This window comes from Flavobacterium frigidum, assembly GCF_048286795.2.
Genome location: NZ_JBLVPT020000010.1, coordinates 41589 through 64368, shown reverse-complemented (window position 1 = coordinate 64368; position 22780 = coordinate 41589). Strand labels below are relative to the sequence as shown.

Sequence of the window (22780 nt, the reverse complement as noted above, 5' to 3'; positions counted from 1 at the left end):
TAATTATTAAAAAATAATCTGGCAGAATTAACTTCTGATTAATTTTCTGTATTTCAATCGTTTTGGTGTTAAATCTCCACCCAAACGTTTTTTCTTATTTTCCTCGTATTCAGAGAATCCACCTTCAAAACAATACACTTCAGAGTTACCTTCAAAAGCAAGAATGTGCGTGCAAATTCGGTCCAAAAACCACCTGTCGTGAGAAATAACTACCGCACAACCTGCAAAACTTTCTAAACCTTCCTCTAAGGCACGAAGTGTGTTGATATCTAAATCATTCGTAGGCTCATCCAGCAAAAGTACGTTTCCTTCTTCTTTCAAAGTCATTGCTAGGTGCAAACGGTTGCGTTCTCCACCGGAAAGCATGGAAACTTTCTTGTTTTGTTCTCCGCCACCAAAATTAAATCGAGACAAATACGCTCTAGAATTTACTTGTTTTCCTCCCATCATTATTAATTCCTGACCGTCAGCAAAGTTTTCCCAGATGGACTTGTCTGGATTAATATTAGAATGCGCTTGATCAACATAAGCGATTTTTACAGTATCACCAATGGAGAATTCACCTGAATCTGGTTTTTGCTCGCCCATTATCATTTTGAAAATTGTTGATTTACCAGCACCATTTGGCCCAATAATCCCAACAATTCCAGCTTGCGGTAAGGTGAAATTCAAATTATCATACAGTAACTTATCCCCAAATGCTTTAGCAACATTTTTGGCTTCAATAACATTAGTTCCTAAACGCGGACCATTTGGAATATAGATTTCTAAGTTTTCATCCAGTTGTTTTTGGTCTTCATTCAATAATTTATCGTAGTTCTGCAAACGTGCTTTTTGCTTCGTCTGACGTCCTTTGGCCCCTTGGCGAACCCAATCCAACTCTCGTTCTAAGTTTTTTCTACGTTTCGAAGCTACTTTTTCTTCCAGTGCCATACGGCTTGATTTTTGATCCAACCAAGACGAATAATTCCCTTTCCAAGGAATACCTTCTCCTCTATCTAGTTCTAAAATCCAACCTGCCACATTATCCAAAAAGTACCTATCATGCGTTACTGCAATTACAGTTCCAGCATATTGTGCTAAATGTTGTTCTAACCACAATACACTTTCGGCATCCAAGTGGTTGGTAGGCTCATCTAACAACAGTACATCTGGTTGTTGCAATAACAAACGACATAATGCTACACGACGACGTTCCCCACCAGATAAATTCTTAATTGGAGTGTCGCCTTCTGGAGTTCGCAAAGCATCCATGGCAATTTCTAGTTTAGTGTCGATTTCCCAAGCACCCAATGCATCAATTTTATCTTGTAAAAGCGCTTGACGATCCATCAATTGCTCCATCTTATCTGCATTTTCATAAACTTCAGGTAAACCAAAACTATCGTTGATTTTATTGAATTCGTCTAAAACTGCCATAGTTTCTGCAACTCCTTCTCTTACAATTTCAATAACCGTTTTACTATCATCAAGAATCGGTTCTTGTTCTAAATATCCAACACTATAACCTGGAGCAAAAACTACATCTCCTTGATAATTTTTATCAACTCCCGCGATAATCTTCAATAAAGAAGATTTTCCAGAACCATTTAGACCCAAAATACCAATTTTTGCTCCATAAAAGAAGCTCAAATAAATATTTTTCAGCACTGGTTTATCTGCTCCCTGATAGGTTTTACTCAATTTTGACATTGAGAATATAACTTTCTTATCGTCTGCCATCTTCTTTTTTAATTTAAAATTTATTTAAAATAACTATTAAAGTCTTCCTTTAAGTGAACTAAATACCCAAGCATTCGCTAAAAATCCAACACCTACAGCGGCAAATCCCCATCCTGAAACATCACTGTAACGGAAAGCTCCTAAACCTATTAATAGTAATCCCATAAGAATCATTATTAAAGTTGCCCAACCTAAAATAGTGTTTTTATTCATTCCCATAATTGAGGTATTTTTGTTTTTTAAGAAATGCAAATATCGGGATTTTTTACGCTTTAATTAAATATTTTATAAAGCATTTCTTTTAATAAATCTGAATGAGATAAGGCATTGGCTCCAACACCTTTACTTTTTACATCAATATCTCGTAAGGCTCCCACTATTTGGCTTACTTTTTTCATGGGATAATTCTTTAGAGCTACGTCATATTCCTTCATAAAAAACGGATTTATACCTAAAACTGAGGCTACATTTTTTGGGTTTTTATCCTTTAAACCATGGTATTTCAACAATTGGATAAAGAAACTAAAGACTAAACCCGTGGTCACAACCATTGGATTGTCTTTTGGATTTTGAGCAAAGTTATCCGCAATGGTATAGGCCTTCAGCTGGTTGCGTTCGCCTAATGCTTTTCGCAATTCAAATACGTTAAAATCTTTGCTGAAACCAATATTTTCTTCAATATGTTTGGGAGTTATAGTACTTCCTACTGGCAAAATAATTTGTAGCTTTTCTAGTTCATTATTTATTTTACTCAAATCGGTTCCCAGAAATTCAACTAACATTGCATTAGCCTTGGGTTCAATCTCATATTTCTTGCCTGCCAAAACGCGCTTAATCCAGTCGCCAACTTGATTGTCATATAATTTTTTACTTTCGAAAACTACGCCATTTTTCGCTAGTAATTTAGTTATTTTTTTACGTTTATCAAGCGTTTTGTATTTATAGCAAAATACCAAAACCGTAGTTGCCATAGGGTTTTCGGCATAGCTTTCTAATTTGTCGATTGTTCGGATTAAATCTTGTGCCTCCTTAACAATGACCACTTGACGTTCTGCCATCATCGGGTAGCGTTTGGCTGTCGAAATAATATCTTCTATAGAAACGTCTCGGCCGTATAAAACAGTTTGATTAAAACCTTTTTCTTCTTCGGTCAAAACTTTTTCTTCAATAAAATAAGATAATTTATCGATATAATACGGTTCTTCGCCCATCAAAAAATAAATTGGTTTGATGTTCCCGTTTTTAATGTCATTTACAATTTTTAAAACCTCGTCCATTTTTAAAATGTTCAGTATTTAGTTGCAGTACTCCGTCTCTATGTTGTAAAACTTGAAACTTTAAACCTGAAACTTCAAACTATTTTATATTTTTGCTTTATGCAGCAATTAAATTTTTCTACCTATACTTTTCGATTCAAAAATAGCGAAAATAAAGTCTCTATTTTTGATGAAATCAGGAAAAAATTTATCATTCTTACTCCCGAAGAATGGGTTCGTCAACATGTTGTACGATTTTTATTGGAAGAAAAAAAATATCCAAAATCATTGATTAACTTAGAGAAAGTTTTAAAAGTCAATGGCTTACGCAAAAGGTACGATGTCGTCGTTTTCAATTCTGATGGTTCCATTTTTATTCTAATCGAATGCAAAGCGCCCGAAGTAAAAATTGCACAAGCTACTTTTGACCAAATTGCTCGTTATAATATGACGATGAATGCTCAATATTTGATGGTAACCAATGGTTTGAATCACTACTTTTGCCAAATGGATTTTGAAAATGAAAAATATCAATTCCTACATGAATTGCCAACGTATAAAATAGAATAATCAAAAATTGTTATGAAAATAGCTGTAGTTATACTGAATTGGAATGGAGTTTTATTGCTAGAACAATTTTTACCCTCTGTTGTAAAAAATTCACCAGATGCAGTTATTTATGTTGCGGATAATGCCTCAACAGATACTTCTATTGCTTATGTTAAAGCACATTTCCCATCCGTTAGGATTATTGAAAACAAAGGCAATCTGGGCTTTGCCAGCGGTTACAACGAAGCATTAAAACAAGTCGATGCTGAACTCTATGCTTTGGTAAATTCTGATATTGAAGTGACAGAGAATTGGTTGCAACCCATACTTACAACTTTTTTAATCGAACACAATACGGCTATAATTCAGCCTAAAATATTGGATTTTAAAAACAAAGAATACTTTGAATATGCTGGTGCTGCGGGAGGTTTTATAGATAAATTTGGCTATCCTTATTGTCGTGGTCGCATATTTGACACTATCGAAAAGGACCTTGGCCAGTACAATGACAACATAGAGATTTTTTGGGCAAGTGGCGCATGTTTTTTTATTAGAAGTAGTGTTTTTAATGAATTAAAAGGCTTTGATGACGAATTTTTTGCACATCAGGAAGAAATTGATTTGTGTTGGCGCGCATTAAATAAAGGGCATAAAATAAAATACATTTCAGAATCAGTAGTGTATCATGTAGGCGGAGCAACTTTGCAGCAAGGAAATCCAAAAAAAACATTTTTGAATTTCAGAAACTCCTTATTGATGTTGACAAAAAATCTTCCTCAAAATAAATTATATCCAGTTCTTTTAGGCAGAATGGTTCTAGATGGAATTGCAGGAATGCAATTTCTTGCGACTGGAAAATTCAAACATTTTGTAGCAATATTAAAAGCTCATTTTTCGTTTTACAAACTTTTTTTAGTTCATTATAAAAAAAGAACTAAATTTCAAGAACAAAAATACTATTGGATAAAAAGTATCGTTTTCATCTATTTTATTAGGAAAGTCGTTGTTTTTAACGATTTATTTAGAACAAAATAAATATAAAAAAGTAAATTTGTTTTTAACATTTAATTAAATCAATACCATTTATGAAAAAAATAGTAATTGCCTTATCCGTTTTAGCGCTATTGTCTTCGTGTGTTTCTAAAAAGAAATATACTGAATTAGAAGCTAGAAATAAAGAAACTCAGGACTTATTAAACACTGCTACCGTAAAATTAAATGCTTGTTTAGAGGAAAAAGCAGCGCTTTCAGCAACAGCGTCTTTGTTAAAAGAACAAAACCAAGGATTGATTAGCACTTCTAAAGATATGACGATCTTATCTACAAAAGGAGCTGAAAATATTGAAAAAGCATTAGAATCTATCAAAGAGAAAGATTTAAAAATCAGCAGAATGCAGGATGCTTTAACTAAAAAAGATAGTGTAACACTTGCTGTAGTGACGAGTTTAAAAAGTGCTGTAGGAATTTCTGATCCAGATATCGAAATAAATGTAGAAAAGGGAGTTGTATTTATATCAATCGCTGATAAATTATTATTCAAAAGCGGAAGTTATGAAGTTACTGACAAAGCAAAAGGAGTTTTGGCTAAAGTAGCAAAAGTTGTTAATGACAAACCAGATTTTGAATGTATGGTTGAAGGCCACACTGATAATGTTCCATACATTGGTACTGGAATTTTATTAGACAACTGGGATTTAAGTGTAAAACGTTCTACCTCTATCATTCGTGTATTAACCAATCAATTAGGTGTTAAACCAGAACAATTAATTGCAGCAGGAAGAAGTTCGTACATTCCTTTAGTAGCTAATGATACCCCTGAAAATAAAGCTCGTAACAGAAGAACTCGTATTGTTGTTTTACCTAAAATCGATCAGTTTTATGACATGATTGAAAAAGAAATGAAAAAACAAAGACCATAATTTTTTCTTTATATACAAAATTAAACGCCTCAAAATTGAGGCGTTTTTTTATGCCTATTTCTTTTTAAAAGTAAACAACTAATTAAAATCGATCAATATATAAACAAAAAAAGCAGGTCGTAAAACCTGCTTTTATGTATCCTCAATTGTTCTTTAACAACCAATTAAATATAATTAAGAATAACATGCTATTATTTTAAAAATAATGCAATGTAAATTTTAAGTAAATATAAAAATTTATAGAATAGAAGCAAATATTTTGCCAAATATTTAAATTTTACAGAATATCCAAACTTCCTTTACCTTCTCTAACTACAATAGGCTCGTCACCAGATAAATCAATAATCGTAGAGCCCATATTATCACCATAACCACCATCAATAACCATATCGACAAGGTTTTGCCATTTCTCAAAAATAAGCTCCGGATCAGTGGTATATTCAATCACATCATCATCATCGTGAATAGAAGTAGAAACTATTGGATTCCCTAGCAACTTCACAATTGCTAATGCAATCTCATTCTCTGGAACCCTGATTCCCACCGTAGTTTTCTTTTTAAATTCTTTTGGTAAATTATTATTTCCAGGTAAAATAAAGGTGTACGGCCCAGGCAAAGCTCTTTTTAACAATTTAAAAGTTGGCGTATCAATCTGCCGAACATAATCTGACAAATTGCTTAAATCGTGACAAATAAAGGAAAAATTAGCTTTTTCCAGTTTTATCCCTTTAATCTTTGCAATGCGTTCCAACGCTTTGGTATTGGTAATGTCACAACCCAAACCATAAACTGTATCTGTAGGATAGATCACTAAACCGCCCTCTTTGAGCACCTTCACCACTTTTGCGATTGCGGCTTCGTTGGGTTTGTTTTCGTATATTTTTATAAATTGAGCCATCAGATTTAAGATTTTTAATTAACGATTTTTGATTTCCTGTTTTAAAACTTCAGTAATCTGATTTTAGTTTACTCAAACTGTCATTGAACACTAAGAAGCTGGCCACTAGGTACTATCCAATAATATCCAGCTTCGCAAAGCGTAACAATAGTTTTTTGATTCCACCAACTTCAAATTTGATTTCAGCTTTTTTATCTGCTCCCACTCCTTCAAGGTTTAAAACTTCGCCTTTTCCAAATCGTTCGTGCATTACAACATTCCCGGCAACCAATTTATTATCAAACAAATTCGCACTACCAGATGGTGCATTGCTACTGACAGGTTTTAATTTACGAATATTGATCTCAGTTTTAGGTTCATTATCTGAACTATATTTGGTCGGCGGCGTTCCGTTGGCCGGTTTTGCCAGACGCAATTTAGATTTGTCCACATCTCCAAAAATATCACTATCAATCATTGGCTTAAACCGGTAATTGGACTCGGCTGGCGTTAGATATTCTAAATACTGTGCGTCAATTTCCTCAATAAATCGCGAAGGTTCGCTATCAGTCAATTTGCCCCAACGGTAACGTGATTGTGCATATGTCAAATACGCCTGATGCTCCGCACGCGTCAAAGCCACATAGAACAAACGACGCTCTTCTTCGAGTTCACTTCTTGTACTCATACTCATTGCGCTCGGGAACAAATCTTCTTCCATTCCCACCACAAAAACATGAGGAAATTCCAATCCTTTTGCTAAGTGAATCGTCATTAAAGCCACGCGGTCTTCATCACTAGTGTCTTTATCTAAATCTGTAGCCAATGCCACATCTTCCATAAACTCAGACAAGGCGCCTCGAGCACCATCAATTTCTTTTTGACCTTCGGTAAAATCTTTGATACCGTTCAATAATTCTTCTATATTTTGAATTTTTGCCATTCCTTCCGGAGTAGCATCCTTCTTTAATTCTTGAACCAATCCTGTTTTTTTGGCCACATGATCGGTGATATAAAACGCATCTTGATTTTGATCAATAACCTGAAAACTCTGAATCATCGTTACAAAATCTTGCAATTTTTGTTTGGTTCCCGAATTCAGTTTTAGGTCAATTTTATCAATATTTTGCATCACTTCCCAAATGGAACGTTTGTAGTGATTGGCAGCAATCGTAAGTTTTTCGACTGTTGTATCTCCAATTCCACGAGCCGGATAATTGATGACACGCACCAAAGCTTCTTCATCTTTTGGATTGATAACCAATCGCAAGTAACACAATACATCCTTGATTTCTTTCCTTTGATAAAAAGACAAACCACCATAAATGCGATACGGAATATCTCTTTTTCTAAGTGCATCTTCCATAGCACGGGATTGCGCATTGGTACGATATAAAATAGCAAAAGAGCCGTTACTAAGCTGGTTCTGCATTTTTTGTTCGAAAATCGTACTGGCTACAAAACGCCCTTCTTCGGCATCGGTCATGCTGCGGTGCACTTTTATTTTTGGACCAAAATCATTCGCAGTCCAAACTATTTTATCCAGCTTTACCTTATTCTTATCGATAATGGTATTTGCTGCTTCTACAATATTTTTTGTTGATCGGTAATTTTGTTCCAGTCTAAAGGTTTTCACACCATCATAATCTTTTTGAAAATTCAAAATGTTATTGATATTCGCACCTCGAAAAGCGTAAATACTTTGCGCATCATCACCCACCACACAAATATTCTGAAATTTATCAGACAATGCACGAACAATCAAATATTGAGAGTGGTTCGTATCTTGGTACTCATCGACCAATATATAACGAAAACGGTTTTGGTATTTAGCTAAAACTTCTGGAAAACGAGTCAACAATTCATTGGTTTTCAACAACAAATCATCAAAATCCATGGCACCAGATTTAAAGCATTTATCAACATAATTTTGATAAATTTCTCCTAATCTTGGCTTTTTAGCCATTGCATCCGCTTCTTGTAATTCAGGATTATTAAAATAGGCTTTTACGGTAATCAAGCTATTTTTATAACTGGAAATTCTGCTTAAAACCTGTTTTGGTTTATAGACATCACGATCGAGTTGCATTTCTTTGATAATGCCCGAGATACAACGCAATGAATCTTGGGAATCATAAATTGTAAAATTCGAAGGATAACCCAAATGATCGGCTTCGGAACGTAAAATTCTGGCAAAAACCGAGTGAAATGTCCCCATCCAAAGGTTTTTGGCCTCACTTGCTCCTACAATTTGGGAGATTCGGGTTTTCATTTCCCGTGCCGCTTTATTGGTAAACGTAAGCGATAAAATATTAAAGGCATCAACGCCTTGATTCATCAAATAAGCAATTCTAATAGTCAACACACGCGTTTTCCCAGAGCCCGCACCAGCGATGATAATCATTGGCCCGTCTTTTTGAAGAACAGGTTCACGTTGGGCTTCGTTAAGTTGATCGATATATTTATGCATGGAAAAATTTAAAATTTATTATGCAAAAATAAGAATTTAAGATTTAGAAACAGGTTTAAATTACAATCATAATGAGTTCTGATTTAACCAAAAATTCACTTGCTACAGAGCCATTAGCAAAGTTGCTAATCTTTAAAAAATACATCGTATGCAAAACGGATTAAAGTCCCCACAACTACGACCAAAAAGAAAATTCGGATAAAACTATTTCCTTTATTGATGGCCAGTTTAGCGCCAATCCAACCGCCAAGAGCATTACTGGCAGCCATTGGAATAGCAATTGCCCAAATGATTTTACCTTTCAATATAAAAAGGCAGATAGAGCCAAAATTAGTCGATAAGTTTACCATTTTGGCATTTGCGGAAGCATGTAAAAAATCGAATCCCATGATGGCTATAAAAGCCACTACCAAAAAGCTTCCCGTTCCTGGACCAATAAACCCATCATACAAACCAACAACAAAACTGATTGCAATCGCATTCCAAATTTGAGTTCTTGGAGAATGATTTTTTTCAATGTGTTGCCCAAAATTTTTCTTGGCGTAGGTATAAATCACTAAAAAAGAAAGAACAACCAGTAATAACGGTTTCATGAAATCATTGCTCACATACGTCAATAAAGTAGAGCCTAAAAATGCCGATGGAAAGGCCAAAAGCATCATAATCGACAATAGTTTCCAGTTCATATCTACCTTTTTCAAATACTGATACGCTGCAAAAGATGTCCCACTAAAAGCAGGAACTTTCAAGGTTCCTATAACTGTTGAAACAGGCAAATTAGGTAATAAGATCAATCCCATGGGGGTTTGTATCAGTCCTCCACCGCCAACAATAGCATCAATAAATCCTGCCGCAAAGGCAGCCAAACAAAGTAAAACTAGAACATAAGTCTCCATTATGGTATTCAATTTTAAATAGTGCTATTACAAGGGACAAAAATACTATTCAGTTTGATTTATTGCTAGTAAATAGAAATTGATTTGTTCCTAAAAAAGTATATTTTTGCGCCTATAATTTTTATAATAAAATGGATTCAACAAAAATCATAGAAATTCTCGCTTACACGCTTCCTTCAATAATTACGGGCGGCGTAGCCTACTATTTATTTAACTCTTATTTCAAAGATCAGCAAAATACAAGGCGCTGGTTGTTACAAAAAGAGGTTCAAAAAGAGGCCTTACCACTACGTTTACAGGCATATGAACGAATGTCTCTGTATTTGGAACGCATTAATCCCACTAAGTTATTAATTCGGATTGCTCCAATTTCTAACGATAAAAACGATTATGAAAATCTGATAATTGCGCATGTCGAACAAGAATTTGAACATAATTTAACACAACAAATATACATGTCAGATGAATGTTGGACAATTATTGTTACAGCAAAAAATGCAACAATCCAAATGATTAGAAAAGCGAATATGAGTGATCGTGTTGACAATGCTGATAAATTGCGTGAAGTAGTTTTAAGCGATTTGATGGAAAAACAATCGCCTAGCAACGCTGCTTTAGCTTATATCAAAAATGAAGTGAGTATGATGTGGTAAAACATTGTACAGCCATAAAAAATGCTCAAATTCACTAATTTCTAAAAGAATTATCGATTGAAATTAGTGAATTTGCGTTTTTAAATCCCTGTTGATTTATGACTTATTCTTTCAATAATCGATTCAATTGAAATTGTTCCGCTTCATCTAAATCAGGAACTATTCTTTCCAAAGAAACTCTCATTACCGGGTTTGTCAATAATTTTCTTAAGTTATCTCTACCAAATTTAGTGAATTGCCACATGTGATGCGTAGTAGCATTTACGAGATTTTTCAAAACAACGTCATTTATTATTTTGAAAGCGATTAATTTCTCTAAAGCATTTTGTCTGGTATTCGCTTCATAATTTATGGATGAATAGTGTATTAATTCGGTTTCCAAAGCTTGTCTGTCATCCGTATAATTTAGTGTCGAAAGTGCTAAAGTTAGCCACATAGTCCTTAAATTATAATCATTAAAACCTATCCAAATTTTTGATTTATCCAAATACTGACTGCGTTGCTCTGGAAAATTATTCCATAAATTATACAGCGCCAGTTCTTGTGTTTGATATGATTTATCGTCTAATAAAGTTTCATATTGCGTTCTGAAACTTTCCGGAATTTCATTCAATGTTGCTACAACTGTTTGGCGCAATTGCACATTTTTAGTTTCTAAAGCTAAAATAAAAAGACTCTTTTTATCTTCCCATTTTTCATTTATCAATTGATTCAGAATCGCTTCTTTTACCGAAAAATAAACGTCAGATTGCATTATTTTTTCAAGAAAATCTCTTTTCTCTGATAACGATTTGTTTTTTAACTTATCAACTTCAAACAGAATCTGAATCGCTTTGTTTTTAAGCAATAACCTATTGGCTTGTAGCGTATTAAAAACACTAGATTCAAGCCATACTTTACTAAAATTATTCAAATCATAGTTCGATTTTTTTTCGATTTCAATAAAGAAAACCTCTGTATTCACATTCTGAAATGCATGTTTTTTCAAATAGTTTGATACCGCTTTTTTAAATGCCTTATCTCCTATTTCTTCGTGTAAAACAAAAAGTGCCCATGCGCCTTTTTGATAGAAAGTCAATGAACTGGCTTTGGCATTCAAAACTGGAATGGTATCCGTTTGAGAAGCAAATTTTAATTGTGAAGCCGACTCATATAATTTTGAATAAAAATGATCTTCACCATAGATTTCCTTTTCGGCCAGCAACGCATAATAGGTAGCGAAACCTTCCTGCAACCAATGGTGTTTTCCGCTTTCGGCAGTGACTAAATTCCCAAACCACTGATGTGCTAATTCATGTGCATTGACATTTGTGTAACTTCTGTCTTCAAAACCTATAGAATCGACCACATAGCGCGTGTTGAAAAGTGTTGCCGATGTGTTTTCCATTCCGGCATACAAGAAATCTCGAACTGGCGCTTGTTTATAAATTCCCCAAGGAAACTTCACTCCTATTTCCTTTTCTAAAAAATCAAACATCCGTTTTGAATCCCTATATGTTGGTTCAACTTTAGTTGCGTCTTTTGGTTCCAAATACATTTCTAAGGAAATTCCTGATTTTGATTTTTGACTGATTTTTTCAAATTTTCCGATGGCAAGCATCAATAAATACGAACTCATTGGTTTTTGCATTTGGTATTGCCAAACCGAAAGTCCATCAATTGTAGATTTAAATTTCAAAATTCCATTCGAAATTACCTGATAGTCTTTATTATATTTTACATTTAAATTAAAAATCACTTTCTCATTCACATCATCAAAACTCGGAAACCAATAACTGGTATATTTTCCTTGTCCTTGCGTCCAAATTTGAACATTGTCATTTGATTCTGAACCAACGAAATACATGGTTTGTTTTGGCTTAGCCAAATAGTGAAAAGTCAGGTTATTTTTTCCTTTTTTGAACGGAAATATGATTTGTAATTGTTTTTGAGTATTGATATAATTAATCGGTTTTCCGTCTAATTTCAAATCCGAAAACTCCATATTTTGTGCATCAATTTTAATCGTGTCAATAGATTTCAAAACATCAAAATCATAATTAACATCTCCTGAAACTGTTTTTTCAATTGAATTTACGGTAATTTTTCCCTGAACCGATTTAAAATCAACAAATTGGGTTTGTTGGGCAAATGTGAACGTAGAAATAAAAAAGAAGAGGTATTTCATTATCATGGCATTTAATGCTGCAATTCTCAAAGTTACAAAGGTTTCCCAAACTAATCCGACTAATTTTGTAAGTTTACCTCCAGATAATCAGAAGATAATTACATTGAAAAAGAAAGCCTTATTTAATTGGAGCAGCGGAAAAGATTCGGCACTCGCCTTATACAAAACCCTACAAAATCCAGAAATTGAAATTGCCTGTTTACTGACTAATGTAAATGAGCAATATCAGCGTATTTCGATGCATGGCGTGCGAGTGGAATTATTGCAACAACAGGCCGAAAGCATTGGATTACCACTTGAAATTATGCAAATTCCTGAAATGCCCACGATGGAAGTCTATGAAAATGTAATGCGCGAAACATTGGCCAAACTAAAAAAACAAGGTGTCACGCATTCTATTTTTGGAGATATCTTCCTCGAAGATCTGCGTAAATACCGTGAAGATAAATTAACCGAAATAGGTTTTGAAAGCATTTTTCCGCTATGGAAAATACCAACTCACGAACTCATTCAAGAATTTATTAGTTTAGAATTTAAAACGATTGTGGTTTGTGTCAACGAACGATTTTTAGATCAAAGCTTCGTTGGTCGCGTTATCGACCAAGATTTCATCAATGATTTACCTGAAAATGTTAATGTTTGTGGCGAAAACGGCGAATTTCATACTTTCACTTTTGATGGGCCCATATTCTCAAAACCAATAACTTTCGAAATAGGAGAAGTCGTATACCGTAAATATGAAAAACCCGAGAAAGAAGACGCCTCAGATACCGCTTGCGATAGTAGTGCAACTGATGCTTTTGATTATGGATTTTGGTATTGTGATTTACTACCACTTCCTGAACCTAAAATTTATGGAAGGCAACAACACTAATTGCGCATTTTTATTAGTGTGCAAGTGTCATAATAAATTTTGTTCCTATACCCATTTCCGACTCAACTTTGATAGTGCCATGAAGCGCTTCAACTAACTTTTTAACAGTAGCTAAACCAATGCCAGTTCCGCGATCTCCAAATTTATCTGTTGCCGTTGCTACCTCAAATAGCTCAAAAATAGATTCTTGGTGTTCCTTTAATATCCCAGGTCCATTATCAATTACGGTGATGGTATAGAATTTCTCTTTGTCTAGAATTTCAATTTTTATATTCGTTTTTTCTTTATCGTTGTATTTTATTGCGTTTGAAACTAGATTAATTAACATCTGTTCAAAAGCTGTTTTGTTAATATTTAAAGCAGTACCATTCGAATTGATAACAATAGAAACATCAGTATTAAAAGCAAAAAGTTGTTTCAATTCATGCTCTAAAACTGAAATATTTAGTAGGCTAGTTTTTACTTTTTCAATTGTATTTGATTTACTGAAAGTTAGCAAACTATCGATCATTTCTTTCAACTTGTCTGAAGAACTCTTAATCAAGTTTAAAATTTCGTTTACTTCATGATTCATTGCATCACTATAATCAGAAATTAAAAGGTCACTTAATCCACTTATGTTCGCCAATGGTGATTTGAGATCATGAGCTGCTATGTACGCAAAACGTTCCAACTCTGTATTCGTTTTTTCTAACGATTCTAAAGTTTTTTCTAGATTTAATTTATTCAGTCGCAATTCTAATAACTTCATCGTTTGTTGAGACAATGCTTTTAAGGAAGCTATTTGGACATCTGTCAATGTTTTGGGCTTGTTATCTATTACGCACAAGGTTCCTAGCGGTATTCCCTTATCATTTACGAGTGGTACACCAGCGTAAAAAACCACGTTAGCTTCACCAGTAACTGCTGGATTGTCAAAAAACCGAACATCATTTCTAGTATCTGGTACAACCATAACATTTGAAGGATCATTTATGGCGTGACCACACATAGACAAATCACGCTCTACTTCTGTCATATTTAAACCCATCAATGATTTAAACCATTGTCTTTCAGTATCGATAAAACTAATAAAAGCAATGGGTGTATTGCATATTTGTGAAGCTATCATCGTCAAATTATCATATTCCTCCTCAGGCAAAGTATCCAAAATTGCATATGATTCAAGTAGATTTAATCTTTCTTCTTCATTTAGGGATTTTTCAGGTTTGATCATTTTTGGGGTATTTTTGTGCTTTATTTCTGAAAATTTAATTTTAGATATTTTCTGTATTACATCATAAGGAATGTTCGATTATAATGATGCGAAAAGGAAATAACAGTACAATAGTACAAATTTTAGTATCCATAAATTTTATACCCTTTTTATTTTATGGAAACTTTAATAATCGATAGGAAGCTGTCATTATTATTTTGTCATTCAACAAACAATATTATGATGTTTCAAATTATTATCAACAACATAAAAAAAATTCATAATTATTCACTGACAAAAACAATTAACACTCTTAGTCTAAAGAAGGTAACGTAAATCCATCCAACATACTTTTTTCTTGCATAAGCTGTTCAATAGCGTCTGATTTTCTGGGTGCTTCTGCCGACAAATTTACGGGGCCATTTGCAGTAATCAGAATATCATCTTCGATTCGAACCGCAATTCCCCACCATTTTTTATCACAATCACTACCAATTGGTATGTAAATTCCAGGCTCAACTGTCACAACCATATCGGCTTCAAAAGCATTATACAAACCTGAATCGTGAACATCTAACCCAATGTGATGCGAAGTTCCGTGCGGAAAGTATTTTCGAGATTCGTTTTCATTTTTAACAATTCCTAGTTTAACTAAACCAACACTTATTATTTTTCGTGCTACAGCATCAGGAGCATTAAAATTATTACCAATTTTTGCGGCAGCAATTCCCGCTTCTTGAGCTTCGTAAACCAAATCATAAATTAGTTTTTGCTCCATGGAAAATTTTCCGTTAGCAGGAATGGTTCGAGTTACATCAGCAGTATAGCCATGATATTCAGCTCCTAGGTCCATTAGAACCAATTCGTTTTCGACTTTCATTTTGCTGTTTTCAATGTAATGTAACACACAACCGTTGTTCCCTGCGCCTACGATGGAAGGATATCCCTCAAACTCGCTACCGTATTTTTTGTATACAAATTCGTGAATACCTTGGATTTCTGATTCAGACATTCCCGGATGCATTGCTTTCATAATTTCACGTTGTCCCATTGCCGAAATTCGAATCGCTTTTGTTAACAAAACCAACTCCTCTTTGGTTTTTTTCTCACGCAAACTCGCCATGTACGTCAAAATCGATTTGGTATTTATTGTTGCTTTTTTTGAAGTAATGCTTTTTTTACCATTAAGTTCTTTTTGCACATTCGAATCTATTTGAGACTTTACTTTTTCGTTGTAGCCGATTTGGGATTTAAACGCTCCAATTAATTTGTATAAATCCGCTTTATCATTTTTTAAATTTCGGGTATCCTCTTCAAATTCCTTAAAGCAAACAGTATCAAAACTGGCATAATCAATCCCCGAATTTAAAAACGCTGATCCATTAAATACATTTTCAAAACCCAGCTCTTTTTTGGCGCCTTCCGTTCCTAAACGCACTCCTGTCCATTGCTCCGCTCTAGGATTTTTCTCCTGAACATATAATAATTCGTTGTAAAACTTTCCATCACTTTTTTGTTGATTGTTCGAAAAGAGTACTAAAACTGCATTTGGTTCTTTATATCCTGTCAAATAATAAAAATCAGGATCTTGGTGAAAAATAAAGTCTACATCATTGGCTCGATTTCGAATGGGATTGCTAAAAAATAGTACAACACTATTTTGAGGTAATTTGGTACGCAATGCCGCTCTTCGCTCTTTATGAAACTGAGCCGATAAATAATCGTTTGGATTTCCGTTTTGCGCCATTGAAACACAAACAAAAAACACCGTAAAAACAAAAGAAAGTTTTAAATTCATAGCACAAGATATTTGAGGTTTTACATCCTAAACCCGAGGTTGTATTTGCATTAATCAGTAAGTAAATATAATTTTTTTTGTACTTATCCTTCAACTTTTATTGCTGGAGCACTTATCTTTTAGACTAGAAATAGAAAAAGAGCATCAAAAGTTTTTCAACTTCAGACTACTCTTTAGCAAAAGTGCTTTATCATTCTATAATTAACCAAAACTAAATTTTATGAAAATGCTTTTCAATAACCACTTATGATTTACTTTTTATATTTTAACACGGGACCATCGCAATAACTCCATGTACTGGACAAGGAATTATTGGCATCTAAAAACAGTCCTTCTTTACGATTTCCGTAACAACTGCCTATAATTTCGCTGTCATTGGGATATGTTAATTCAAAAGATGTTCCGTCAGATTGAGTTGTTGTCGTGTAGGTTCCCGAAATGGAAGTTTTAACCGAATTTCTTTCTCTGGATTTTGTAAATGTTCCATTAGTGTTGAACAAATAAAATTCCTGCCATTCCATTGCTGCGCCCGTAGTTTCAGAATTTGGAATAGAACCCGACATTGAGACCAAAGTCCATTTTCCGTAATAACCAGTACTATCTATTTTTACAGCATCACCCTTTGAACAAGAACTTAAAAAAGAAAAAAAAGCAACAAGAATAATTAGTTTTTTCATATACCAGATTTTAAACCTACTTTTTAGATGCTACTTCTTGCAAAAGGTTGCGTAAAAGTATAATTATTTTTTTCTAAAGTTAAAAATTGATTCTGAAACATTGTTCTTTTGACTATAAAAAAAAATAACGCTAATTCTCAAATTTAAAATGAGTTAACCCAATTAAAAAAAATACGCAAATTATCGGTTAAACCAGACCTAAAGCCTTATTATCTTTCCTCGTACATTTTTAGCAATTGCGTGACTGTATTCCAATTGCGAATTGTTGCTATTACATTCAATTTTTTCTCTATATATTTTTGATCAAATCGAGTTTTTCCGGCACCAACAGCATATTTTATAAAGATTTTATTGCCGTCGATACTGGCTTCGTCTGGTTTGAATTGGCTAATTTTCAAATCATTCATACTGGTACTTTGAAGGGCAGTAGAAATAAATGCTACATACAATTTTTTAGTGTCAATTTCCTTTTCCTTCAAGAAAGGATTGTTCTTGAAACATGCTTCTAAATCAGCGGAACCAATAACCACAACAGGTACTTCATGACCAAATACCTTAAAAATTTCCTGCTTAATTTTGAATCCAACAGCAGCCGCATTTTCCTCCTCTGAATCTACAAAAACATTTCCGGATTGAATATAGGTTTGCACATTTTGAAAACCAATGGCTTCCAAAGTCGTTTTTAGCGCGTCCATTTTTATCATACTGTGACCGGAAACATTAATACCACGGAGTAATGCGAGATGAGTTGTCATTGTTTAAGCTTTTTATTTTTGCGAAGATATTGTGTTTGATAGTAATTTCACAATTTACTTAAATTTTAACTTTACATTTTTAATAAAGCATTTTAGAATCAACCACAGTTTTATAATTTCCAAACAAAAAACTATATTCGCTTTATCAAATTAAAAACCTGTCTCAATCCGCGTTTTTGCTTTAGCAAATCCGTGTTATCCGTGTCCAACAATATCTAAATTCAAAGCTTCCTACTCACTCCCATCGAATACCTCAAAGGCGTTGGTCCCAATCGGGGCGATTTGCAGCGTAAAGAACTGGGGATTTATAAGTATGTGGATTTGGTAAATTCTTTTCCAAGCAGATACATTGACTGCACACAGTATTATAAGATTAATGAACTGCAAAATAATAGTGCCGAAGTTCAGATTATTAGTAAAATCATCAATAACTGCTTTGTGACTCGAAACTGTACTATTGGTTACATTGAAAAAATTAAAAAAATAAAATAATGATTGCTTCATCTTTTTTATAACATGAATTTAAATTATTATCCTTATTGAAGTTTCTTTTAATTTCGACCAATGCAGACCTCTAAAGTCAATATATAAAGAGCTATTAGCAAGATAATTTATGTCGCACGGAATTTAAAATGAACGATTCCAAATATACTAATTCATAAAGAATACCCCATTCGGTATCGCGTGAATACCAAAAAACCTAAAACAAAATATGATTTTGATTTAGGCTTTTTGTTAGTAGCCATAGTATTGTATGACTGAACTTGATGCATAATTTTACTTGTATGTTACTACAAACTCTTCTGTTGGTACTCTAACTTTTTTCATTGGAGCAATCCAGTCGTTTGGAGTATCAGCATAACCAACATACATTAGAGAAACACTTTTTAGCCCTAATTTATCTAGTTCTAGTATGTCATCTACTACACTGTTTTCAAATCCTTCAACAGGTGTACTATCAACTTTTAGCTCTGCTGCTTGAGCCAACGCCAAGCCTAATGCAATATAAGTTTGTCTGGCAATGTGCACAAAGTTCTCTTCAGCTGCTTGTCCCAAATAAATTTTCTTTAACATATCGGTATAACTATTAAATCGACCTTGTGACAATCCTCGCTCAGTGGTAGTAAAATCGTATACTTTATCAATTCGTTCTGCTGTGTAACGATCCCATCCTGCAAAAATAATTACATGAGAACAATTGCGCATGCACTCTGGATTAAGCGCACCTGGTACTAATTTTTCTTTCAACTCTTGATTTTCAACAACCAAAACCTGAAACGGTTGCAATCCTGATGAAGTTGGTGCCAAACGAGCCGCCTCGATAATCTTATCAATTTTGTCCTTGCTTACTTTTTTTGTAGGATCATATGCTTTTACAGCATGTCTCCAATTTAAATCCTCTATTAAAGCCATTTTTTTATCTTTTTTTAGTATTGAACTTCTTCATTTGATACTGTTAATATCACTTCCATATTTCCTCTTGTAACATTAGAATAAGGACAAACCTGATGTGCTTTTTCTATTAAGTCCTGAGCAATCTCTAGTGTCACACCCGGAATATTGGCGTGCAAAGCAGCTTCGAGAGCAAATCCTCCAGTTGTATTTGGACCAATTCCTATCGTGGCGCTTACGCTTGTTTCACCAGTTTCGATTTTTTCTTTTTTGATTACTAAATTTAGAGCACTATCAAAACAAGCGGCATAGCCTGCTGCGAATAACATTTCGGGATTCGCAAAATCATCGTTTGCTCCGCCTAAGGCCTTTGGATATTGAACCGCCAAGTCTAAAATTCCGTTTTCGCTTTTTACTTGTCCATTTCTGCCTCCTAGAGCAGTTGCTTTAGTGTTGTATATTGTTTTCATTTTTTATTATTTTTATTTGAAATTTTTGAAATAATGTTTTTTAACTCTTGTAATTCCTCAACTGTTACATTCATGGCTTCGATGAGTTGTGTGGGGATATTTGATGCTTTTATTTGCAAAGCTTTACCATTTTGCGTCAAGGCAATGTTTACAATACGCTCATCACTGCTACTTCTAGTGCGTGTTAATAATAATTTTGCTTCCATACGTTTTAGCAAAGGTGTGAGTGTACCACTGTCTAGTTTTAATTTTTCGCCTAATTGATTTACGGTTTGCGACTCAAATTCCCACAAGACTAGCATTACTAAATACTGGGGATAGGTCAATTCAATCGCATCTAATAAAGGGCGGTATTGGTTGATAATTTCCTTTGCAAAAGCATAAATAGGAAAGCAAACTTGCTGACTTAAAATTTGTAGCTTTTTCATGTTTTAGTTTTAATGATACAAAGATATAAGTTAAATAAATTGTACACAATTTAATTGTATGCAATTAATATTAATTTAACATTTGAGTAATAATGCACAAGAATCTGCTTTTGAAGAGTATGATTGTAGAAGGTTCTGAAAATAACAAGCAGCGGGATATTCAAAGTATACTTTTACGCAAATATCTTTTAGACTTGACAGCAATGAAAAGCCTTTGTGAGCAAAAACCATTTTTTTAGACTTGTGATAACGCTATCAAAAAAAGCTACTGAGACAAGCTCGTAAAAGGTTTTGCCGTAAAACTTGTTATGCATAGCTGGAACGGCTCCTAAACAGATAGGAAAGCACCACGTTGCGAATCCAGCTGCGAATGAAACTTCATAGAGTATTTTTGCCCGTCCTATTTTGTCAATTTTCCAAACAAAAAACTATCTTCGCTCTATCAAATTAAAAATCCGTTTCAATCCGCGTTTCTGCTTTAGCAAATCGGTTTTATACGTGTCCAACAATATCTAAATGCAAAACCTCCTACTCACTCCCATCGAATACTTGAAAGGCGTTGGTCCCAATCGGGGCGATTTGCTGCGGAAAGAACTGGGGATTTATAAGTATGTGGATTTGGTTAATTTTTTTCCAAACAGATACATTGACCGCACACGGTATTACAAAATTAATGAACTGCAGAACAACATTGCCGAAGTTCAGATTATTGGTAAAATTATCAACATTAAAACAGTCGAATTTGGCAGAAACCAAAAACGATTGGTGGCGACTTTTGTAGATGATACGGGACAAATGGAACTCGTTTGGTTTCAAGGCCACAAATGGATTCGGGAGAGTTTAAAGCTGAATGAAATATGTGTAGTTTTCGGGAAATGCACCTCTTTTGCAAGTACTTTCAACATGGCACATCCTGAAATTGAACTGATGAGCGAACACGAACAAAGTTTGCGCTCAGCGATGCAACCCGTTTATCCTTCGACCGAAACCTTAACGAATCGCGGGATTTCAAACCGAGTTATTAATAAATTGATGCAACAATTGTTTCTGGAAACGCAAGCGTTGTTCACCGAAACTCTGCCAGATTATTTACTTCAAGAATTAAAGTTGATTCCAAAGAAAGTAGCTTTATTTAACATTCATTTTCCTACGAGCGCTGAAGTTTTGGCAAAAGCCAAATTCCGTCTAATATTCGAAGAATTGTTCTTTATTCAGTTGCAATTAATCACGAAAAACAGGATTCGAAAACACAAAATAAAGGGATATCCATTTGCAACTGTGGGCGAAAATTTCAATGATTTTTATCAGCATCATTTGCCTTTTCAATTGACCAATGCTCAAAAAAGAGTGATCAAAGAAATACGAACGGACATGGGCAGCAACGCCCAAATGAACCGTTTACTTCAGGGCGATGTAGGTTCTGGGAAAACAATTGTGGCTTTTATGAGCATGCTTTTGGCACTTGATAATGGTTTTCAAGCCTGTTTGATGGCACCAACGGAAATCCTTGCCAATCAGCATTTTATTGGATTGTCTGAATTGGCTCAAACTTTAAATATAAATATCAGAATTCTAACGGGTTCTACAAAAATAGCACAACGCAGAATTATCCATGAAGAACTGGAAAACGGTACGTTACATATTCTCATCGGAACGCATGCTTTATTGGAAGACAAAGTAAAATTCAAGAATTTAGGACTGGCAGTGATTGATGAACAACATCGTTTTGGCGTAGAACAACGGTCAAAATTATGGAAGAAATCCACCCCTGACCCCTCCAAGGGAGGGGAAATAATTCCGCCACACGTTTTGGTAATGACCGCCACACCTATTCCGCGAACATTGGCGATGAGTTTATATGGCGATCTAGACATTTCAGTAATTGATGAATTGCCTCCGGGACGAAAACCAATTCAGACCGTTCATCGTTTTGACAGCAACAGATTAAAAGTTTGGAAATTCTTACGAGATGAAATCGCTTTGGGACGCCAAATTTATATTGTTTATCCGTTGATTCAGGAATCGGAGAAAATGGATTTTAAGGATTTAATGGACGGTTACGAAAGCATTTCAAGAGATTTTCCGCTGCCTCAGTATTCCATATCTATTTTGCATGGTAAGATGAAACCTGCTGACAAAGATGCCGAAATGAAACGCTTTTCAGAAGGAAAAACCAATATTATGGTCGCTACAACCGTTATTGAAGTTGGTGTGAATGTTCCAAATGCTAGTGTAATGATTATTGAAAGTGCGGAACGCTTTGGTTTGTCACAGTTGCATCAGCTTCGCGGTCGCGTAGGACGTGGTGCGGAGCAAAGTTATTGCATCTTGATGACGAGTCATAAATTGAGTGCTGATAGCAAAACCCGAATGGAAACTATGGTTCAAACGAATGATGGTTTCGAAATTGCCGAAGTAGATTTAAAACTACGTGGTCCCGGTGATCTAATGGGAACCCAACAAAGTGGTGTGCTTAATCTTCAAATTGCAGATTTGGTTCGGGACAGAGATACTTTGGCATTAGCCAGAAACTATGCCTTGAAATTACTCAAAGAAGACTCAGGCATGCAAAAACCAGAACATGCAACGTTGCGTTCTATTTTTATAGAAATGACTAAAAAGAAAAACATCTGGAATTACATTAGTTAGAATTTACTATTTGATACATCTGCAAAATATACT

At 34.4% G+C, this 22780-nt stretch carries 20 protein-coding genes and 1 pseudogene; 7 read left to right on the top strand and 14 right to left on the bottom strand.

The window, feature by feature from the left end:
- Nucleotides 1-27: 27 nt before the first annotated feature.
- From ettA to holA, 3 genes are read right to left on the bottom strand one after another with little or no spacing between them, the layout of a single operon-like run.
- Entirely contained in the window at nt 28-1722 is a 1695-nt protein-coding gene (gene ettA, locus ACNQGB_RS11060) for an energy-dependent translational throttle protein EttA (protein WP_417943879.1), read from the bottom strand.
- Nucleotides 1723-1758: 36 nt separating this feature from the next.
- Complete coding sequence (locus ACNQGB_RS11055; protein WP_196851371.1) at nt 1759-1941, bottom strand: CAL67264 family membrane protein; 183 nt, start codon at nt 1939-1941, stop codon at nt 1759-1761.
- Nucleotides 1942-1994: 53 nt separating this feature from the next.
- Complete coding sequence (gene holA, locus ACNQGB_RS11050) at nt 1995-2999, bottom strand: DNA polymerase III subunit delta (protein WP_417943880.1); 1005 nt, start codon at nt 2997-2999, stop codon at nt 1995-1997.
- 99 nt (nt 3000-3098) lie between these two features.
- Between holA and ACNQGB_RS11045 the strand changes: the two genes are divergently transcribed.
- From ACNQGB_RS11045 to ACNQGB_RS11035, 3 genes are read left to right on the top strand one after another with little or no spacing between them, the layout of a single operon-like run.
- Entirely contained in the window at nt 3099-3548 is a 450-nt protein-coding gene (locus tag ACNQGB_RS11045) for a type I restriction enzyme HsdR N-terminal domain-containing protein (protein ID WP_417943881.1), read from the top strand.
- A gap of 12 nt (nt 3549-3560) precedes the next feature.
- A complete protein-coding gene (locus ACNQGB_RS11040; RefSeq protein ID WP_417943882.1) occupies nt 3561-4562 on the top strand; it encodes a glycosyltransferase family 2 protein in 1002 nt (333 codons plus the stop codon).
- A 50-nt stretch (nt 4563-4612) separates the two neighbouring features.
- Nucleotides 4613-5446 (top strand): OmpA/MotB family protein, encoded by an 834-nt coding sequence (locus ACNQGB_RS11035; RefSeq protein WP_417943883.1) that lies wholly within the window; start codon nt 4613-4615, stop codon nt 5444-5446.
- Between the two features lie 277 nt (nt 5447-5723).
- Here ACNQGB_RS11035 and ACNQGB_RS11030 read toward each other — a convergent pair whose 3' ends face one another.
- From ACNQGB_RS11030 to ACNQGB_RS11020, 3 genes are all read right to left on the bottom strand, one after another.
- Nucleotides 5724-6344 carry an L-threonylcarbamoyladenylate synthase gene (locus ACNQGB_RS11030; RefSeq protein ID WP_417943884.1) on the bottom strand — a complete coding sequence of 207 codons (621 nt, stop codon included), beginning with the start codon at nt 6342-6344 and terminating at the stop codon, nt 5724-5726.
- 112 nt (nt 6345-6456) lie between these two features.
- Nucleotides 6457-8793: an ATP-dependent helicase gene (locus ACNQGB_RS11025; protein ID WP_417943885.1), complete on the bottom strand. Its 2337-nt coding sequence runs from the start codon at nt 8791-8793 to the stop codon at nt 6457-6459.
- Nucleotides 8794-8918: 125 nt separating this feature from the next.
- Entirely contained in the window at nt 8919-9689 is a 771-nt protein-coding gene (locus ACNQGB_RS11020) for a sulfite exporter TauE/SafE family protein (RefSeq protein WP_417943925.1), read from the bottom strand.
- 131 nt (nt 9690-9820) lie between these two features.
- On the opposite strand from ACNQGB_RS11020, the gene ACNQGB_RS11015 reads away from it, so the two are divergent.
- Nucleotides 9821-10342, top strand: a complete 522-nt coding sequence (locus tag ACNQGB_RS11015; RefSeq protein ID WP_417943886.1) for a DUF7935 family protein — start codon at nt 9821-9823, stop codon at nt 10340-10342.
- Nucleotides 10343-10445: 103 nt separating this feature from the next.
- On the opposite strand, the gene ACNQGB_RS11010 is transcribed toward ACNQGB_RS11015, so the two are convergent.
- A complete protein-coding gene (locus ACNQGB_RS11010; RefSeq protein WP_417943887.1) occupies nt 10446-12509 on the bottom strand; it encodes a M1 family metallopeptidase in 2064 nt (687 codons plus the stop codon).
- Between the two features lie 103 nt (nt 12510-12612).
- Here ACNQGB_RS11010 and ACNQGB_RS11005 point away from each other — a divergent pair, with 103 nt between their 5' ends.
- Nucleotides 12613-13383: a Dph6-related ATP pyrophosphatase gene (locus ACNQGB_RS11005; RefSeq protein ID WP_417943926.1), complete on the top strand. Its 771-nt coding sequence runs from the start codon at nt 12613-12615 to the stop codon at nt 13381-13383.
- Between the two features lie 13 nt (nt 13384-13396).
- Here the strand turns inward: ACNQGB_RS11005 and ACNQGB_RS11000 are convergent, their stop codons facing one another.
- The 4 genes from ACNQGB_RS11000 to ACNQGB_RS10985 form a co-directional block, all read right to left on the bottom strand.
- The gene (locus tag ACNQGB_RS11000; RefSeq protein WP_417943888.1) at nt 13397-14599 is read right to left on the bottom strand and encodes a sensor histidine kinase; all 1203 of its coding nucleotides are present in this window, start codon (nt 14597-14599) and stop codon (nt 13397-13399) included.
- Nucleotides 14600-14891: 292 nt separating this feature from the next.
- On the bottom strand, nt 14892-16376 hold the full coding sequence (locus tag ACNQGB_RS10995; protein ID WP_417943889.1) for an aminopeptidase P N-terminal domain-containing protein: 1485 nt from the start codon (nt 16374-16376) through the stop codon (nt 14892-14894).
- Nucleotides 16377-16627: 251 nt separating this feature from the next.
- Nucleotides 16628-17053, bottom strand: a complete 426-nt coding sequence (locus ACNQGB_RS10990) for a hypothetical protein (protein ID WP_417943890.1) — start codon at nt 17051-17053, stop codon at nt 16628-16630.
- A gap of 209 nt (nt 17054-17262) precedes the next feature.
- Nucleotides 17263-17808: a DUF1697 domain-containing protein gene (locus ACNQGB_RS10985; protein ID WP_417943891.1), complete on the bottom strand. Its 546-nt coding sequence runs from the start codon at nt 17806-17808 to the stop codon at nt 17263-17265.
- A gap of 219 nt (nt 17809-18027) precedes the next feature.
- Here ACNQGB_RS10985 and ACNQGB_RS10980 point away from each other — a divergent pair.
- A pseudogene (locus ACNQGB_RS10980) lies at nt 18028-18237 on the top strand (ATP-dependent DNA helicase RecG); the annotation flags it as partial.
- Between the two features lie 348 nt (nt 18238-18585).
- Here ACNQGB_RS10980 and ACNQGB_RS10975 read toward each other — a convergent pair.
- Genes ACNQGB_RS10975 through ACNQGB_RS10965 form a run of 3 tightly spaced genes read right to left on the bottom strand, consistent with a single transcriptional unit; the run spans nt 18586 to nt 20098 of the window.
- Complete coding sequence (locus ACNQGB_RS10975) at nt 18586-19221, bottom strand: nitroreductase family protein (RefSeq protein ID WP_417943892.1); 636 nt, start codon at nt 19219-19221, stop codon at nt 18586-18588.
- Nucleotides 19222-19235: 14 nt separating this feature from the next.
- On the bottom strand, nt 19236-19670 hold the full coding sequence (locus ACNQGB_RS10970; RefSeq protein ID WP_417943893.1) for an organic hydroperoxide resistance protein: 435 nt from the start codon (nt 19668-19670) through the stop codon (nt 19236-19238).
- Entirely contained in the window at nt 19667-20098 is a 432-nt protein-coding gene (locus ACNQGB_RS10965; protein WP_309756573.1) for a MarR family winged helix-turn-helix transcriptional regulator, read from the bottom strand. Before ACNQGB_RS10965 ends, ACNQGB_RS10970 begins: the two co-directional genes overlap by 4 nt.
- A gap of 516 nt (nt 20099-20614) precedes the next feature.
- On the opposite strand from ACNQGB_RS10965, the gene recG reads away from it, so the two are divergent.
- Nucleotides 20615-22747, top strand: a complete 2133-nt coding sequence (gene recG / locus ACNQGB_RS10960) for an ATP-dependent DNA helicase RecG (RefSeq protein ID WP_417943894.1) — start codon at nt 20615-20617, stop codon at nt 22745-22747.
- Nucleotides 22748-22780 lie beyond the last annotated feature (33 nt).

Coding starts and splice junctions, on each gene's coding strand:
- ACNQGB_RS11025 (WP_417943885.1), bottom strand. CDS start 8,793: ATGCATAAATATATCGATCAACTTAACGAAGCCCAACGTGAACCTGTT.
- ACNQGB_RS11040 (WP_417943882.1), top strand. CDS start 3,561: ATGAAAATAGCTGTAGTTATACTGAATTGGAATGGAGTTTTATTGCTA.
- ACNQGB_RS11010 (WP_417943887.1), bottom strand. CDS start 12,509: ATGAAATACCTCTTCTTTTTTATTTCTACGTTCACATTTGCCCAACAA.
- ACNQGB_RS11030 (WP_417943884.1), bottom strand. CDS start 6,344: ATGGCTCAATTTATAAAAATATACGAAAACAAACCCAACGAAGCCGCA.
- ACNQGB_RS11055 (WP_196851371.1), bottom strand. CDS start 1,941: ATGGGAATGAATAAAAACACTATTTTAGGTTGGGCAACTTTAATAATG.
- ACNQGB_RS10975 (WP_417943892.1), bottom strand. CDS start 19,221: ATGGCTTTAATAGAGGATTTAAATTGGAGACATGCTGTAAAAGCATAT.
- ACNQGB_RS10985 (WP_417943891.1), bottom strand. CDS start 17,808: ATGACAACTCATCTCGCATTACTCCGTGGTATTAATGTTTCCGGTCAC.
- ACNQGB_RS11015 (WP_417943886.1), top strand. CDS start 9,821: ATGGATTCAACAAAAATCATAGAAATTCTCGCTTACACGCTTCCTTCA.
- ACNQGB_RS10995 (WP_417943889.1), bottom strand. CDS start 16,376: ATGAATTTAAAACTTTCTTTTGTTTTTACGGTGTTTTTTGTTTGTGTT.
- ACNQGB_RS11000 (WP_417943888.1), bottom strand. CDS start 14,599: ATGATCAAACCTGAAAAATCCCTAAATGAAGAAGAAAGATTAAATCTA.
- holA (WP_417943880.1), bottom strand. CDS start 2,999: ATGGACGAGGTTTTAAAAATTGTAAATGACATTAAAAACGGGAACATC.
- ACNQGB_RS10965 (WP_309756573.1), bottom strand. CDS start 20,098: ATGAAAAAGCTACAAATTTTAAGTCAGCAAGTTTGCTTTCCTATTTAT.
- ettA (WP_417943879.1), bottom strand. CDS start 1,722: ATGGCAGACGATAAGAAAGTTATATTCTCAATGTCAAAATTGAGTAAA.
- ACNQGB_RS11035 (WP_417943883.1), top strand. CDS start 4,613: ATGAAAAAAATAGTAATTGCCTTATCCGTTTTAGCGCTATTGTCTTCG.
- recG (WP_417943894.1), top strand. CDS start 20,615: ATGCAAAACCTCCTACTCACTCCCATCGAATACTTGAAAGGCGTTGGT.
- ACNQGB_RS11045 (WP_417943881.1), top strand. CDS start 3,099: ATGCAGCAATTAAATTTTTCTACCTATACTTTTCGATTCAAAAATAGC.
- ACNQGB_RS11020 (WP_417943925.1), bottom strand. CDS start 9,689: ATGGAGACTTATGTTCTAGTTTTACTTTGTTTGGCTGCCTTTGCGGCA.
- ACNQGB_RS10990 (WP_417943890.1), bottom strand. CDS start 17,053: ATGAAAAAACTAATTATTCTTGTTGCTTTTTTTTCTTTTTTAAGTTCT.
- ACNQGB_RS10970 (WP_417943893.1), bottom strand. CDS start 19,670: ATGAAAACAATATACAACACTAAAGCAACTGCTCTAGGAGGCAGAAAT.